The organism is Roseovarius dicentrarchi (assembly GCF_003316635.1).
In the GTDB taxonomy this organism is placed as follows: Bacteria; Pseudomonadota; Alphaproteobacteria; order Rhodobacterales; family Rhodobacteraceae; genus Roseovarius; species Roseovarius dicentrarchi.
In genome coordinates this window covers 1-13,423 of the sequence record NZ_QNQP01000011.1, presented here as the reverse complement: position 1 = coordinate 13,423, position 13,423 = coordinate 1, and the positions used below count along the sequence as shown (strand labels likewise).

At 60.6% G+C, this 13,423-nt stretch carries 14 protein-coding genes and 1 riboswitch; of the genes, 7 read left to right on the top strand and 7 right to left on the bottom strand.

Going from position 1 to position 13,423, the window contains the following annotated elements; all coding sequences use genetic code 11:
- The first annotated feature begins 152 nt into the window (after positions 1-152).
- Positions 153-932 carry a tRNA pseudouridine(38-40) synthase TruA gene (gene truA / locus DQ230_RS09470; RefSeq protein ID WP_113912353.1) on the top strand — a complete coding sequence of 260 codons (780 nt, stop codon included), beginning with the start codon at positions 153-155 and terminating at the stop codon, positions 930-932.
- Positions 933-1,046: 114 nt separating this feature from the next.
- Here the strand turns inward: truA and radC are convergent, their stop codons facing one another.
- Positions 1,047-1,805 (bottom strand): RadC family protein, encoded by a 759-nt coding sequence (gene radC, locus DQ230_RS09465; RefSeq protein ID WP_113912352.1) that lies wholly within the window; start codon positions 1,803-1,805, stop codon positions 1,047-1,049.
- A gap of 172 nt (positions 1,806-1,977) precedes the next feature.
- Between radC and DQ230_RS09460 the strand changes: the two genes are divergently transcribed.
- On the top strand, positions 1,978-2,403 hold the full coding sequence (locus DQ230_RS09460) for a protein tyrosine phosphatase family protein (protein WP_113912351.1): 426 nt from the start codon (positions 1,978-1,980) through the stop codon (positions 2,401-2,403).
- Between the two features lie 7 nt (positions 2,404-2,410).
- Positions 2,411-3,130, top strand: coding sequence for a 2-dehydro-3-deoxygalactonokinase (locus DQ230_RS09455; protein ID WP_203228037.1), 720 nt, complete (start codon positions 2,411-2,413; stop codon positions 3,128-3,130).
- A 136-nt stretch (positions 3,131-3,266) separates the two neighbouring features.
- Here the strand turns inward: DQ230_RS09455 and msrA are convergent, their stop codons facing one another.
- The 3 genes from msrA to DQ230_RS09440 form a co-directional block, all read right to left on the bottom strand.
- Positions 3,267-3,920: a peptide-methionine (S)-S-oxide reductase MsrA gene (msrA, locus tag DQ230_RS09450; RefSeq protein ID WP_113912349.1), complete on the bottom strand. Its 654-nt coding sequence runs from the start codon at positions 3,918-3,920 to the stop codon at positions 3,267-3,269.
- 114 nt (positions 3,921-4,034) lie between these two features.
- Positions 4,035-4,520 (bottom strand): GNAT family N-acetyltransferase, encoded by a 486-nt coding sequence (locus DQ230_RS09445; RefSeq protein WP_113912348.1) that lies wholly within the window; start codon positions 4,518-4,520, stop codon positions 4,035-4,037.
- Positions 4,517-5,110, bottom strand: coding sequence for an HD domain-containing protein (locus tag DQ230_RS09440; protein ID WP_203228036.1), 594 nt, complete (start codon positions 5,108-5,110; stop codon positions 4,517-4,519). Before DQ230_RS09440 ends, DQ230_RS09445 begins: the two co-directional genes overlap by 4 nt.
- A gap of 132 nt (positions 5,111-5,242) precedes the next feature.
- Here DQ230_RS09440 and ahcY point away from each other — a divergent pair, with 132 nt between their 5' ends.
- The 3 genes from ahcY (at position 5,243) to metZ (ending at position 9,259) form a co-directional block, all read left to right on the top strand.
- Positions 5,243-6,634 carry an adenosylhomocysteinase gene (ahcY, locus tag DQ230_RS09435; protein WP_113912347.1) on the top strand — a complete coding sequence of 464 codons (1,392 nt, stop codon included), beginning with the start codon at positions 5,243-5,245 and terminating at the stop codon, positions 6,632-6,634.
- Between the two features lie 143 nt (positions 6,635-6,777).
- Positions 6,778-7,530 carry a PRC-barrel domain-containing protein gene (locus DQ230_RS09430; RefSeq protein WP_113912346.1) on the top strand — a complete coding sequence of 251 codons (753 nt, stop codon included), beginning with the start codon at positions 6,778-6,780 and terminating at the stop codon, positions 7,528-7,530.
- A gap of 416 nt (positions 7,531-7,946) precedes the next feature.
- Positions 7,947-8,024: riboswitch (SAM riboswitch) on the top strand.
- Positions 8,025-8,080: 56 nt separating this feature from the next.
- The gene (gene metZ, locus DQ230_RS09425; protein ID WP_113912345.1) at positions 8,081-9,259 is read left to right on the top strand and encodes an O-succinylhomoserine sulfhydrylase; all 1,179 of its coding nucleotides are present in this window, start codon (positions 8,081-8,083) and stop codon (positions 9,257-9,259) included.
- A gap of 64 nt (positions 9,260-9,323) precedes the next feature.
- Here metZ and folE2 read toward each other — a convergent pair whose 3' ends face one another.
- The 3 genes from folE2 to DQ230_RS09410 form a co-directional block, all read right to left on the bottom strand.
- Positions 9,324-10,424: a GTP cyclohydrolase FolE2 gene (gene folE2, locus DQ230_RS09420; RefSeq protein ID WP_113912344.1), complete on the bottom strand. Its 1,101-nt coding sequence runs from the start codon at positions 10,422-10,424 to the stop codon at positions 9,324-9,326.
- Positions 10,425-10,610: 186 nt separating this feature from the next.
- Positions 10,611-10,952, bottom strand: a complete 342-nt coding sequence (locus tag DQ230_RS09415) for a DUF2853 family protein (protein ID WP_113912343.1) — start codon at positions 10,950-10,952, stop codon at positions 10,611-10,613.
- Positions 10,953-11,610: 658 nt separating this feature from the next.
- On the bottom strand, positions 11,611-12,000 hold the full coding sequence (locus DQ230_RS09410) for a type I restriction enzyme endonuclease domain-containing protein (protein ID WP_113912342.1): 390 nt from the start codon (positions 11,998-12,000) through the stop codon (positions 11,611-11,613).
- Positions 12,001-12,104: 104 nt separating this feature from the next.
- Between DQ230_RS09410 and DQ230_RS09400 the strand changes: the two genes are divergently transcribed.
- Complete coding sequence (locus DQ230_RS09400) at positions 12,105-12,818, top strand: hypothetical protein (RefSeq protein WP_162497410.1); 714 nt, start codon at positions 12,105-12,107, stop codon at positions 12,816-12,818.
- The last annotated feature ends 605 nt before the right edge of the window (positions 12,819-13,423 follow it).

The following is a 13,423-nucleotide window of genomic DNA, read 5'->3' as shown; positions in this document are numbered from 1 at the left end:
AGATAACGGTGGGGGCCCGGTGTTTCCAGTGGCGCGCGCGAGATCCGGCGTGGCGTGCGCTTCGCCGGCGGAGCCTTCGGCGAGGATATTTGACGCAAGAAGAAAGGATGTGCGCGCTTTAACACGGCACGGATTCGGGCTAAGCGCGGGGCATGTCCAGATTTGCACTGAAGGTTGAGTATCACGGGAAGCCGTTTGCGGGCTGGCAGCGCCAGCGCGACCAGCCATCGGTGCAAGGCGCCATCGAGGCGGCGCTGGCGCGGCTGGAGCCGCGGGAGCATACGATTGCAGCCGCCGGGCGCACCGATGCCGGCGTGCATGCGCTGGGGCAGGTGGCGCATTGCGATCTGACGAAGGACTGGTCGCCGTTTCGCCTGATGGAGGCGCTGAATTATCATTTGAAGCCCTTGCCGGTGGCGATTGTGGATTGCGCGATGGTTGCCGATGATTGGCACGCCCGATTTTCAGCGCTGGAGCGGCAGTATAAGTTCCGTTTGTTGATGCGCCGTGCGCCTGCGACGCATGATGCGGGGCTGGTCTGGCAGGTTCCGCATCTGCTGGATATCAGCGCCATGCAGGCGGCGGCCGAATATCTGGTGGGGTTGCATGATTTCACGACCTTCCGGTCGTCCATCTGCCAGTCCGCCAGTCCGGTCAAGACGCTGGATGCATTGGCAATCACACGACTGGACGGACCGGGCGGGCCGGAAGTGCGGTTCGATCTGCGGGCGCGCTCATTCCTGCACAATCAGGTGCGCAGCATTGTCGGGACGCTTGAGCGTGTGGGACGCGGCGCGTGGGCGCCGGGCGACGTCAAGTCCGCGCTGGAGGCCTGTGACCGCGCCCGCTGCGGCCCGGTGTGTCCGCCGTGCGGGTTGTATCTGGCGGGAGCTCTGTATCCGCACGATCCGTTCTTATCGGCGCAGGCGTGAATGCCGCGGCATTTTCACGATGGGATACTGGGCGATCAGGCCCGGTTTGGTGCTGTATTTTTCAGGCATAGTCGCCGGGTCAAGATCCGAAACACTTGCACCGCGGCTGGCGTGTTACAGGTAGCCTTCGCTTCGAAAGCTCAATTCGCATGATTTGCCGATGATCAGGTGATCATGCAAGGTGATGCCCATGACGCCTGCGGCGTCTTTTATTTTCTGGGTCATCACGATGTCAGCCTCTGACGGGGTCGGATCGCCGGAGGGGTGGTTATGTACCAGGATAAGCGCGGATGCGTTCAGCTCGAGCGCGCGCTTGACCACCTCGCGGGGGTAGACGGGGACATGATCGACCGTTCCGGTTGCCTGTTCTTCGTCCGCGATCAGCACGTTTTTGGTGTCGAGGAAAAACAGGCGAAACTGCTCGGTCTCGCGGTGCGCCATCGTCGTGTGGCAGTAATCCAGCAGCGCGTCCCATGAGGATAACACCTGCCGCCGCATCACGCGCGCGCGGGCGAGGCGCTGGCTGGCCGCTTCGACGATCTTCAACTCGACTGCGACCGCTTCTCCCACGCCGGGCACGGATTGAAGGCGCTGAACCGGTGCCGATACGACACCGTTGAAGTCGCCGAACTGGTCGAGCAAGGCGCGCGCCAGGGGTTTGACATCGCGCCGGGGGATGGCGCGGAACAGGACCAGCTCCAACAGCTCATAATCCGGAATGGCGTTGGCGCCGCCCTGGGCGAAACGCGCGCGCAACCGTGCGCGGTGATCGCGGATATAGGAAGGCTGTGCTGGGCCCGGTGTCGATACCGCAACCTCATCCCCGCTGAACAAGGGCAGCGCCGCGTCGCTTAGATGTGAATATCCGCTCATGTCTGCGAGCATTGTTCAGAAGTGCTTAACGTGCGGTTAACACCGGCGGATTAAGTTAGGCTGGTCAATTATTTCCTTGGGGACGCGCGCAAGGCTGGCAAAGGGGGCCGGGCATTGATACGCGTTCAGATTGACTTATTATGTACGCCATCAAAGCTTGAGGAGCGATCTTATGGACCTGCGCAGGATTTCGGATACCTTCAGTGTGTCTCCTCAAATCGATCCGGGCGATGTGCCCGGCATCAAGGCGGCGGGATTTCGTGCGATCATGTGCAACCGCCCGGACGGCGAAGAGGCGGGACAGTGCGATCATGCGCTGATCGAGGCCGCCGCGAAAGACGCGGGGCTGGCCTTCTACAACGTGCCGATCACATCGAACGGTATTTCAAGTGAGGATATGGACGATTTCAACGCGGCCTTGGCCGAAATGCCAGCCCCGGTCCTGGCCTATTGCCGTAGCGGAACGCGCTGCACGATGCTGTGGAGTATGAGCCAGGTCGGGCATCTGCCGGCCGAAGAGATCGTCAGCGCTGCGGCGTCTGCGGGGTATGATATGCGCGGTGTTGTCGGGCAGATGTCTGATCAGGCCAGCCGATAGCTCCGGGATGGATGAGCCGTGGGGTGTCATAACGCAAGAGGGTGATCGCGTAACCTTGCACCAGATGCAGGGTAATACGCTGGAGAGGCACGATTTTGCGACGCTCGACGCCGTTTCGGCGGGATCCGCGATTGCCCCGGACCGGCTGTTGCGGCTGAGCAGCGCTGCCCAATCGCGCGCGCCGACGCGGATTGTGCCGGACGGTATGACCGACGTTCTGGGGGCAGTGCGGCAAGAGCGGCCCTACGGTCTGTTATCCGCTGAGGTTCGTATTTTGATCGCGGGGGCATTGGCCGGGCGCGAGGATTGGGACGGGGTGTTCTGCCTGCCGGGATCGGAGCAGACGATCTGGGCGCATGTCAGTGCGCGGGAAATCGTCAGCTTTCAAGGGGCGGCAACGCCGCGTCTGGCAGTGGCTTTTGGCGGCGGTAATGATCTGGATTCAGATGCGCTGAGCGACACGTTGGCCCGGCCCGAGCGGCTGGCAGTGCAGTTGAATTCGGCCTGTCTGACTGGAGCGCGTGCAGCGGTCACGGGGCACCTGATCGGGGCGGAGCTGGCGGCGATGCGGCCATTCTGGCTGGGCCAGCAGGTGATCATCATAGGGGGCGCCCTGCCTTATGCCGAGGCGCTGGCGGTGCAGGGCGTGGTGGCAGAAAAGAGGGACCAAACGCAAGCGTGGCGGGAGGGGCTGGCGGCGCTGGGACGCGCTGCGGAGCTGGCCTAGGGCGCCAGAACGGACGTTGCCGCGCTTTGCGAATGTAGTTCTTTGGGTATTTTAACCAAGAAAAAACCAAAGTGGAATATCAAGGCGACCGTGGCGCCAAGGGGCGGGGTAGGCGGCCCCTTGGCTTGGGCGTCGGTCACTTTGATTGTGCGAAGGGGGCGGAGGCGCCCCAAAGTTCGCGCACGCGGGCGTCGCGACCGCAGGCGCTGCGGTAGCGTTTGTAGGCTTCGGCCTGATCCTTGATCCCGAACCGGGTGATTTTGAGATCATCGCCCTTGTAATAATCCTGATGGTAGTCTTCGGCCTTGTAGAAGGTCTGGAGCGGCAGCACGGGGGTCACGATTTTCTGGCCCAGCTCCTGCTGGGCCTGTGCGACAGCTTGTTTCGCGTCTTCGGCGGCCGGGCCGTCCGCGAATATGGCGGTGCGGTAGCTTTCGCCGCGATCGCAGAACTGGCCACCCGCATCGGTGACATCGACAGAGCGCAGGAACATTGACAGAAGCTGCGGGCGCGTGACCTGCGCCGGATCGTACATGATTTGCACAGCCTCATAATGGCCGGTGCCGCCGCGTGTGACGTCCTTGTAGGTCGGGTTGTCGGTGGTCCCGCCGGTGTAGCCCGAGATGACTTCGGACACGCCCTTGACCGCCTCAAAGTCAGCTTCGACGCACCAGAAGCAGCCGCCGGCGACGGTAAGGGTTTCGGTGGCGGCAGCATGGGCGTGATTGCCCTGGGTCGCAAAGCCCAGAGCGATCAGGGCGCCCAGCAGGGACGTTTTAAATGTCGTCATGGCACGTTTCACGGCGATAATCCTTTTACGTTTCTCGATGACCATGGCGCAAGGGAGCGCCTGCGCCAACCCTGAGCAACACAGGCTCACGCAAGGGTGAGAACAGGTGACCGCTCAGATATCATAGCGCATCAGGATCTTGTCCACGCGCTGCCCGTTGGCAAGCGGGACATCGGCCTGCCGGGCGTAGTCGCGAAAGCCGCGGCTTTGGTAGTAGATCAGCCCGCCCTCGTTATCGGCGCGGATGTTGGCGCTGATCCAGACATATCCGAGCGCGCGCGCGGCCATGGCGGTCGCCGTAAACAGCGCCGATCCGATACCCAGCCCGGTCTGCCCGATCTGTACAAAGGTGGCGATATCGCACGCCTCGGGCGGGAGCGTTGGCGAGGGTTCGATATATTGAAAGCCCCGCAGGGCGCCGCCACGATTTAACGCCACATGCCAGGCGGAGCGATCCGGCGCCGTGCGCATCATCTGCGCCATATCGCCCGTCGATATGGGCCGCGTGTGTGCGGTGGTGCCGCCTGCCGCAACGATTTCGTTCAGCAATTCGGCGAGTGGCGGCGCATCCAGCGGCGTTGCCCGGCGGACGGTTATCATGCGATCTGCGCCAGCAACGCGGCCGTGCGCGCGGTATAGTCGCCGCGCGCCTCAAGCGGCGGGCGCAGGCGGATGGGCAGCCCCTCCATCAGCGCGGGATCTGGTCGGCCGAAGAAACGGTCGGCTTCGCCCATCTCAAACCCGGCGATCCGGGTCGCTTCCATCCAGGCGCTGACGCGGTCGGCCTTCTTGATCTGCTTCTTGACCGTTTCCGGGATCGCCGCGGGCAGGCCGAACCGGATGTGAATGGCAGCGGCAAGCCGTTTGTCCAGCTCGTCGTAGCCGGGTCCGACGGCGTCTTTGACCGGGGATATCATGTCACCGATGACATATTCGGGCGCATCGTGCAGCAGCGCCGCCAGCCGCCATTTCGGCGGCGCCTTGGGGGCGATGCGGCCAAATATCTGTTCGACCAGCAGCGAATGTTCGGCCACGGAATAGGCGTAATCACCCAGCGTCTGACCGTTCCAGCGCGCGACGAAGGCAAGGCCGTGGGCGATATCGCCAATTTCGATATCCATGGGGGTCGGGTCCAGCAGGTCCAGCCTGCGGCCCGAAAGCATTTTCTGCCAGGCGCGTGGTTTGGCCATGATACATCTCCGCCGAAATTTACTGCCTTGTCTTATGCGGCCCACAGGCAGGATTCCAGAGCCGCGCATTGCCGCATGGGCGTCCGGGTGCTATCTGCGCCTCAAACGCATTTTCTCAAGGAGCCAACTCAGATGGCAAACGACTATATCGTCAAGGATATCAAGCTGGCCGCGTATGGGCGCAAGGAGCTGGACATTGCCGAAACCGAAATGCCCGGCCTGATGGCGCTGCGCGAGGAATTCGGCGAGGCCAAGCCGCTGAAGGGCGCGCGCATCGTCGGCAGCCTGCACATGACGATCCAGACCGCCGTGCTGATCGAGACGCTGAATGCGCTGGGCGCCGATGTGCGCTGGGCCTCGTGCAACATCTTCTCCACGCAGGACCACGCGGCGGCGGCGATTGCCGAGGGCGGCACGCCGGTGTTTGCCGTGAAGGGCCAGACGCTGGTGGAGCATTGGGATTATCTGGACCGCTCGTTCCAGTTCCCCGAGGGCGCCAATATGATCCTCGACGATGGCGGCGATGCGACGCTCTATGTGCTTCTGGGCGCGCGCGTTGAGGCGGGCGAGACGGATCTGATCGAAGTGCCCACCTCGGAAGAGGAAGAGGCGATTTTTGCGCAGATCAAGAAGCGGATGGCCGAAACACCCGGTTGGTTCACCAAGACGCGCGACGCGATCAAGGGCGTCAGCGAGGAGACGACGACCGGCGTTCACCGCCTTTACGATCTGCACAAGAAAGGTCAGCTGCCGTTTCCGGCGATCAACGTCAACGACAGTGTTACCAAGTCGAAATTCGATAACAAATACGGCTGCAAGGAATCGCTGGTCGATGGCATCCGCCGTGCGACCGATACGATGATGGCGGGCAAGGTCGCGGTGGTCATGGGCTACGGCGACGTTGGCAAAGGGTCGGCTGCGTCATTGGCCGGGGCCGGCGCGCGTGTGAAGGTGACCGAAGTTGACCCCATCTGCGCGCTTCAGGCGGCGATGGACGGGTTCGAGGTGGTTCTGCTGGAGGATGCGCTGGCAACCGCCGACATCTTCATCACCACAACCGGCAACAAGGACGTGATCCGCATCGAGCATATGCGCGAGATGAAGGATATGGCGATCGTCGGCAATATCGGCCATTTCGACAATGAAATTCAGGTGGCCAGCCTGAAGAACCACAAATGGACCAATATCAAGGAACAGGTGGACATGATCGAGATGCCGTCGGGCAATCGTTTGATCCTGCTGTCCGAGGGGCGTCTTTTGAACCTTGGCAATGCCACCGGGCATCCCAGCTTTGTCATGTCGGCCAGCTTTACCAATCAGGTGCTGGCGCAGATCGAATTGTGGAAGAATGGCGGCGAGTACGAAAATCAGGTCTATATCCTGCCCAAGCATCTGGATGAAAAGGTCGCGCGCCTGCATCTGGAGCGTATCGGCGTGAAGCTGACACCGCTTTCGCCCGAGCAGGCGGCCTATATCGGCGTGACGCCAGAAGGTCCCTTCAAGCCCGAGCATTACCGCTATTAAGCGAAAAACCACCGTTTGACACGAACGCAGGCAGGTTTCCGCACAAGGGGCCTGCCTGTTTTCGTTTCGGTGGTGGCGGCCGGGAACCAAACCCCGGCTCTGCGGCTTGCTGGTCCATAACCATAGCCAAGGAGGATACACCGATGAAACTCAATACTCTGATGATGAGCGCCGCGCTTTCCGCCCTGATCGCAGGTGGCGCAGTCGCGCAAACCGCAACCACGGACCCCGCCGCGCCTGACGCCCCAGTCGCCGGAACCGCCGACGCAAACACCGTAGACACTGTCGGCGTCGCGCCGGAGTTTACGGCAATCAGCGAGATGACCGTAGGCGATCTGATTGGCGAAAATGTCTATCAGCCAAATGGTGATACGATTGGCGACATCGACTATGTGATCGAACGCGACGGCGGTGCGCTTGCCGTGGTGGGCATCGGCGGGTTCCTGGGGCTGGGCGAATACACGGTCGCAATTCCGCTGGACGATTTTGCATATGATGCCTCCCAGCAGATGGTGACGCTGGACCGAAGCAAGGAAGCGTTGAAGGAGCAGACAGAGTTTGACGAGTCCGACGTCGAAAGCCTGCCCGATGAAACGCCGCTGGCCGACCTGATGGCCAGCACCGATGCGCCCGCTGCCGGGACCATGTCCGGTGATGATGTTGGCGCGGCAGACAGCGCGCTGCCGGACGAGGGCACGGCGGACGCTGTTCCGGCGGACGGCATGACCGATGACGGCATGACGAATGAAGGTGCGGCAGACGACAGCACGGATGCTGTGGACGGCGCCGCTGATGATGCCGCTGATGATAGCGCAACCACGATGGATGCACCCGCAGAAGGGGACGCAGCCACAGATGCTCCTGTCGTCGACGATGAGAAGCCTGCCACGGACTGAGCCGGTTGCTGACGCGTTACTGTCCAAGCTTATGGCTCGGACCGGCCCGCGTTGTTGACCGTTCCCGAATATGGGGCAATACCCGCCGGAAGCGCAATGCGTCCGGCGGGTATTGCCTTGTCCCCCGTTTGGTTGCGGTCTCTTTTGGACCATCGGTCAGCATTTGCTGCGAGGAAGATGCCAGTTGGCAACACTGTACACGAACGAATCTTGCGGTGACGCAGCAAGGATCGCACCCACCGGTGACGTGACGCGCCCGCAGATCGCGTCACGTTCGGGTGCTGAGCCTTCGCATCTGATCAAGTCGGCCGCCCAATCGGCGCCCGCAAGTCGACACCGGCCCGAAGGCAAGACCATGTTCGGCTGTATCGCAAGAATTCCAAGCCCAAGTTGACGCTTCATCACCGGAGGAGTACAGCAAAACCGGTGGTGATTTGTTGCCGGATTGCGGGCCACGTTAAACATATCCGCTAAAAGGTCACTGGAAAGGTCCCCCTTTTCGCATGACCGGTACGGGCTTTAATGGGGCATCGCCTCCGGAGAATGATACATGACACATGACTGGAACACGCGTACGGCACTGGTCCACGGCGGCACCGCACGCAGCCAATGGGGCGAGGTGAGCGAGGCTATTTTTCTCACCCAAGGGTTTGTTTATGACACAGCCGAGGCCGCGCAGGCCCGGTTTATCGAGGCCGGCCCGGACGAGTTTATTTACGCGCGTTATGGGAACCCGACCGTGTCGATGTTCGAAAAGCGCATCGCATTGCTGGAAGGCGCAGAAGACGCGTTTGCCACCGCAAGCGGAATGGCGGCGGTATCTGGCGCGCTGACGTCGATACTGAAGGCTGGCGATCATGTGGTCGCCGCGCGCGCGCTGTTTGGCTCGTGCCTGTATGTGCTGAGCGATATTTTGACGCGCTTCGGCGTCACGGTCACGTTTGTCGACGGCACCGATCTGGACCAGTGGCAAGAGGCGATTGGCCCCCAGACAACAGCGGTGTTTTTCGAAACTGTCGCCAACCCGACGCTTGAGGTTGTCGATATCGAAGCGGTCGCAAAACTGGCTCATCATCATGGCGCGCTTGTCGTGGTGGACAACGTCTTTGCCACGCCCGTTTTCTCGCGCGCGATCAGCCAGGGCGCCGACGTGGTGATTTATTCGGCCACCAAACATATTGACGGTCAGGGCCGTGCGTTGGGTGGTGTCATCCTTGGCGCGCGCGACTTTATCCGCGGCACGGTCGAGCCGTATATGAAACACACCGGCGGTTCCATGTCGCCGTTTACAGCCTGGATCATGCTCAAGGGGCTTGAGACGATCGACCTGCGCGTGCGCGCCCAGACGGCGACCGCGCTGGCCGTGACCGAGGCGCTGCAAGGCCACCCCAAGGTTGTGCGCGCCATCTATCCGGGCCATTCCAGCCATCCGCAATATGATTTGACGATGCATCAGATGACCAAGGGCGGAACAGTCGTCGCGCTGGATCTCGGCGGTCAGGAAGAGGCGTTCCGGTTCCTGAACGCGTTGAAGATCGTACTTATCTCCAACAACCTGGGTGACACGAAATCCATCGTCACCCACCCGGCGACGACCACCCACCAGCGCCTGCCCGCCGATCAACGGGCAAGTCTGGGCATCACGCCGGGTCTGGTCCGCCTGTCGCTGGGGATCGAGGATACAGATGATCTGATCGCCGACGTCATGCAGGCTTTGGACGCGATTTGAAGCATTGATAAGGGCGCGCAGGACATTCTGCGCGCCCTTTGATATGCGGCTCGGCAAAAGCGCCTTATCCGACGTGAAACAGCGTTGAAAACAGCTTGGGATCCAGACTTTGCGCCGCGAATGTGTCGCCTTCGGTCAGGATGCTGACGGCGTCGTGACTGTGCAGGCTTTCCTGATGGCTGGCGATCACGCGGAAATCGCCGATATGCCGGTCTGCCAGCAACGCCTCACAAAACAGCCGCGCGGCATCCTCGACAAAGATCGGGTTGGCGGCGTTGAGTTCGGCAAAAGCCTGCTCATCCTCGCGTTTGACCATAACCTGCGTTTCCGTCGGCACCGCGTTGCGGGCCAGCGCAATCAGATCCTCGAACCACAGGCAGTCCTTGCACAGAACCTCAACCGAAATGCGCGCAACCGAGCGCTGCGAATGAGGCGTGGCCAGCTGTCCACGCACCTGCCTTGCGTGCTCGCTCAACTCCAGCGAACAGGGGCAGGTCGAGGAATAGACGTAATCCAGATGCATGAACTTGCGGCGCACGCCCGCCGTCTCGACCAGCTCCAGCGCAATGTCGTAATACTGGTAACCTTCAAGGCCCGAGCGCAGCGATCGTACCTTGGCCGGGTAGGAAAACCGCATCTGAATGCGCGCATCTATACTGCCCAGATCGGCAATGTAATCGTCCAGGGCGTCGGCCATCACTTCAAAACTGAACGACCGTTCGGCATGCTTGTAAAAACTGCGCATGATGCGGGACATGTTGATGCCCTTCTTGCCCGCCTCCAGGCTGACGGTGCCCGTCACCGAGGTCTCCAGCGTCACATCGCGGCCACCCTTCGTGTGAAATCCGATGGGAAGGCGAAAGTTTGAAATGCCGACATGCTGCAACTGCTGTTGCGATCCCTTGATCAAAGAGGACGGACCGTTTTGCAAATCCGGCATGGTGGCGCGGTACAGATCGTCGGCCTCGAACTCTTCGGGATAGGCGCGCGCCAGCGCCGGGTAATTTGCCACCTCGCCGCGGGGCAGCAGGCGCGATATCGCAGGGTCCAGGTCCGCGACCTCCTCCGGGCTTGCCTGCGCTGCCCACCGCCGCAGCAGCGCCAGCGCATCCTGCGCCTCGCCGCGATCCGGCGCGGCGTGCATGTCCGTCGATTGATGTGTCATGCCCGGATCATCCTTTTTCCATGGCTGTCTTGCCGGATAACTTAGAGCCATGTCCACGCGATTGCCACGCCGCAGACACGCAATTTATCTGCGATCCGGAGGATGCCGAACGCGCATGATGCTTTTTCTTGGTAAAAATACCCAGAATCCCAGGGCCAAGGCAGACGAATCAGCGGCGGCGGCGCCTTAGCCGAAGACGGCTTCCTTACCGAAATGTTTGGTCAGCATGTAATAGACCACCGCACGGTACTTGTTCCGCTCGGATTGCCCGTAGGTTTCCAGAACACTGTCGATTGCATCCATCAGTTGCGGACCATCGGGCAGGCCCAGCTTTTTCATCAGGAAATTGTTCTTGACTGTTTCCAGCTCGCTCGGCTGGCTGGCCGCCACTACGGAGGCATCCGCGTTGTAAATCGCCGGGCCGCAGCCGATCGTGACCTTTGTCAGCAGATCCATATCCGGCGTCATACCGCATTTGCCCTTCAAATCCTCGGCGTAGCGCGCGATCAGTTCATCCCGTTTGCCCATGTCTGCTCTCCCTTTTTGCTCAGCTATTCACCCGTCAAATCACATTCCGGGCCGCTCATCGGCCTTTGCGGATATTACGCAGGCACATGATTGTCGCCAAGAAGAAATACCGCACACCCGGCTGTCTTCCCTCCGTGGCACTGGACAGGTATTGCGTCGCAATGTCCGGAGTGGCGGCTGACATATATCCAAAGGAGCTAGGGCTCGCGGCTCTGCGAGAAGATCGAAGTGCGGTTGCAGGTCGCCCTGACCGGTCCGCCCGAGTAAGGCTGGCCGTTCCTGTCACTCGACACAACCTGCGGCGACCTGCGCGAGAGCGCACGCATTGGCCCCATGGCGGACCGCTTTGGCCAACCACAACAACAGACTATGCGCACATCACGTTTTACCGAACACCAAAACGTCGGACCTTTGCGGGAGTGTGCGGCAGATGCGAAGCTCCGGATCTGTGTCGCAAACACGGGGGCGTCATGAAGACAGTGATGAACGAGCGCCAAATTGCGGGGCGGCATGCGTGCAGACCGGTCGGGAGGTCCCGGTCTGCCGGCTGGCCGGGGTCAGTCAGATCGCAAAATGCACATCGTTATGGGGCGAGTCACACCATCAGCCAAATGCGCCAATGCCGCGGAGCGGCTTCCTCCCAGGGCCGCAAGCTCCCCTAGCTCATCTCCCTTGCCATTGCCTCCGCCTGCTGAACCACATGCTTGATCGCCTCGGCCTGCAGATCGGGCGGAAACCCATGCTTTTTAAATATCCGTTTTACGGCGACCCGCATCTTGGTGCGGACATTGTCTTCCCGCCACCAGTCTACAGAGGCGCTGGCACGAACGGTGTTTACTAGTTCGGCTGCAATCACACGCAAGTCTTCGTTACCCATTAAGGCCACTGCGCTTTCGCTGCGGGCGAGAGCATCATTGAAGGCGGCCTCTTCTTGGGACAGACCGTCCTCGGGTTCGTCGCGCAGGTCGCGAGTCAGTTTAAGCAGTTCTTGTATCACCTGAAGGGCGTCGATGCTGCGTTTGTGGTAGCGATCCGGCGGGGCATACACACAATCATTGCCTTGCCGCCATCCAGCGCCTCCAAACGGGCAAGGTCCGTGCGCTCCTCGCCGTTCTCAACCCATGTGAGCTTGATGCCGACCACGAGGGCCTCTTGCATGCGGCGATTTTCCTGCAACGGGTCGGCGGAAAAGACGGTATCGCGCAGGGCGTTGACCGCCGTTTGCACGGCGCTGTCGGGCAGGTGAGTGCCATAATCGATGAGAAAGGTATCGAGGCGACCGAACGCGACTTACGCCGCGCTTTGGATCTGTCGGCAATGTCCGAACCGAACCTATTAAAGGATGCAGTGAAGACCGCGCAGAGCCGTAACGTGCGGCTTTTGGATGCAGAGCCCGTGCCCATTCTCTATCACGGTCCCGAGGGTATTCCGACTGCTAAAGAATCCGCCTATGGCGTCTTTCCAGATCAGCTCAACAAGGAAGAGCGTGGCTTTGCGACTGTGCTCGACGAAGATGATACAGGAACCGCATCGTGGTGGATGAGAAACCCTGAGAACGAACGATGCGCAGTGCGCATGCTGCGGCCTCGTGGGAAGCTCTTTTTCCCGGATTTCATAGTTGGCGTTGCCCGGCGATCCACGCCAGACTGTATCGCGCCGGTCGAGATTATGGATGACGGAGAGACCGGGCGCCTGAACTCCGACAGTAATATCGAGAAAATCCGCATCCAGCATCGCGAATACAATAACGTATTCTGGTCATTCCGCGACAGTGGCACATGGGTGAGGGCGCGATATGCGTCTGGTCTTCATCGGATTGTTCCGAAAGACCGCTTCGATATGGAAGAGCTTGTTTTTCACGAGTGAAAATCACTCAATGGCCCTTTACCCCTCCTTGTCGTTGACACACAAGATGTGAGATCGTGGACGTCCGCGATCTCCTTCAGTTACTGCGTCTGACGTTTATCATTTGATTCCAAATCATATGGCCTGCGCTGTCCTTCCATTTGTGTTCAAATCAAATGGCGGAAGGAAAAAGCATGGCAAACCCTGGTGAACTTACGTAAGGCACGGCAAGACTGCTCGGCGTCTCAGAAGTGAACGTCCGGACCCACGACCGTGTCTTGTCCGAAGCTGGGTATCGCAAGACAGGTGGTCGGGGTCGTTCAGCCCCCACCATGGGTTCCGATGATGCTGCCAGGCTTCTGGTTGCGGTTATGAGCGGTGGTCTGGCTAAAGACGCGGCTGCCTCAGCTGAGACATACAGCATGGACGTGTCGCGGTTTGATGCCGCTCCTTTGATAGCATTTATTGCAGCAAAGGAGACGAACTATGGGACTGAAACGTAAGGCTTCGGCGGGGGCCGTCTGACTTCGGCTACGATCCGATGATAAGTCCGGCCTTATGTCCGATTTCATTTACCGCCCTCAAATCGAAGTTCTCTCTACGGCCGATGGCATTCGCCGTCGGCA

Bases quoted from the DNA above. Each gene is read 5' to 3' on its own strand.
- truA (WP_113912353.1), top strand. From the start codon at position 153: ATGTCCAGATTTGCACTGAAGGTTGAGTATCACGGGAAGCCGTTTGCG.
- radC (WP_113912352.1), bottom strand. From the start codon at position 1,805: ATGAGCGGATATTCACATCTAAGCGACGCGGCGCTGCCCTTGTTCAGC.
- DQ230_RS09460 (WP_113912351.1), top strand. From the start codon at position 1,978: ATGGACCTGCGCAGGATTTCGGATACCTTCAGTGTGTCTCCTCAAATC.
- DQ230_RS09455 (WP_203228037.1), top strand. From the start codon at position 2,411: ATGGATGAGCCGTGGGGTGTCATAACGCAAGAGGGTGATCGCGTAACC.
- msrA (WP_113912349.1), bottom strand. From the start codon at position 3,920: ATGACGACATTTAAAACGTCCCTGCTGGGCGCCCTGATCGCTCTGGGC.
- DQ230_RS09445 (WP_113912348.1), bottom strand. From the start codon at position 4,520: ATGATAACCGTCCGCCGGGCAACGCCGCTGGATGCGCCGCCACTCGCC.
- DQ230_RS09440 (WP_203228036.1), bottom strand. From the start codon at position 5,110: ATGGCCAAACCACGCGCCTGGCAGAAAATGCTTTCGGGCCGCAGGCTG.
- ahcY (WP_113912347.1), top strand. From the start codon at position 5,243: ATGGCAAACGACTATATCGTCAAGGATATCAAGCTGGCCGCGTATGGG.
- DQ230_RS09430 (WP_113912346.1), top strand. From the start codon at position 6,778: ATGAAACTCAATACTCTGATGATGAGCGCCGCGCTTTCCGCCCTGATC.
- metZ (WP_113912345.1), top strand. From the start codon at position 8,081: ATGACACATGACTGGAACACGCGTACGGCACTGGTCCACGGCGGCACC.
- folE2 (WP_113912344.1), bottom strand. From the start codon at position 10,424: ATGACACATCAATCGACGGACATGCACGCCGCGCCGGATCGCGGCGAG.
- DQ230_RS09415 (WP_113912343.1), bottom strand. From the start codon at position 10,952: ATGGGCAAACGGGATGAACTGATCGCGCGCTACGCCGAGGATTTGAAG.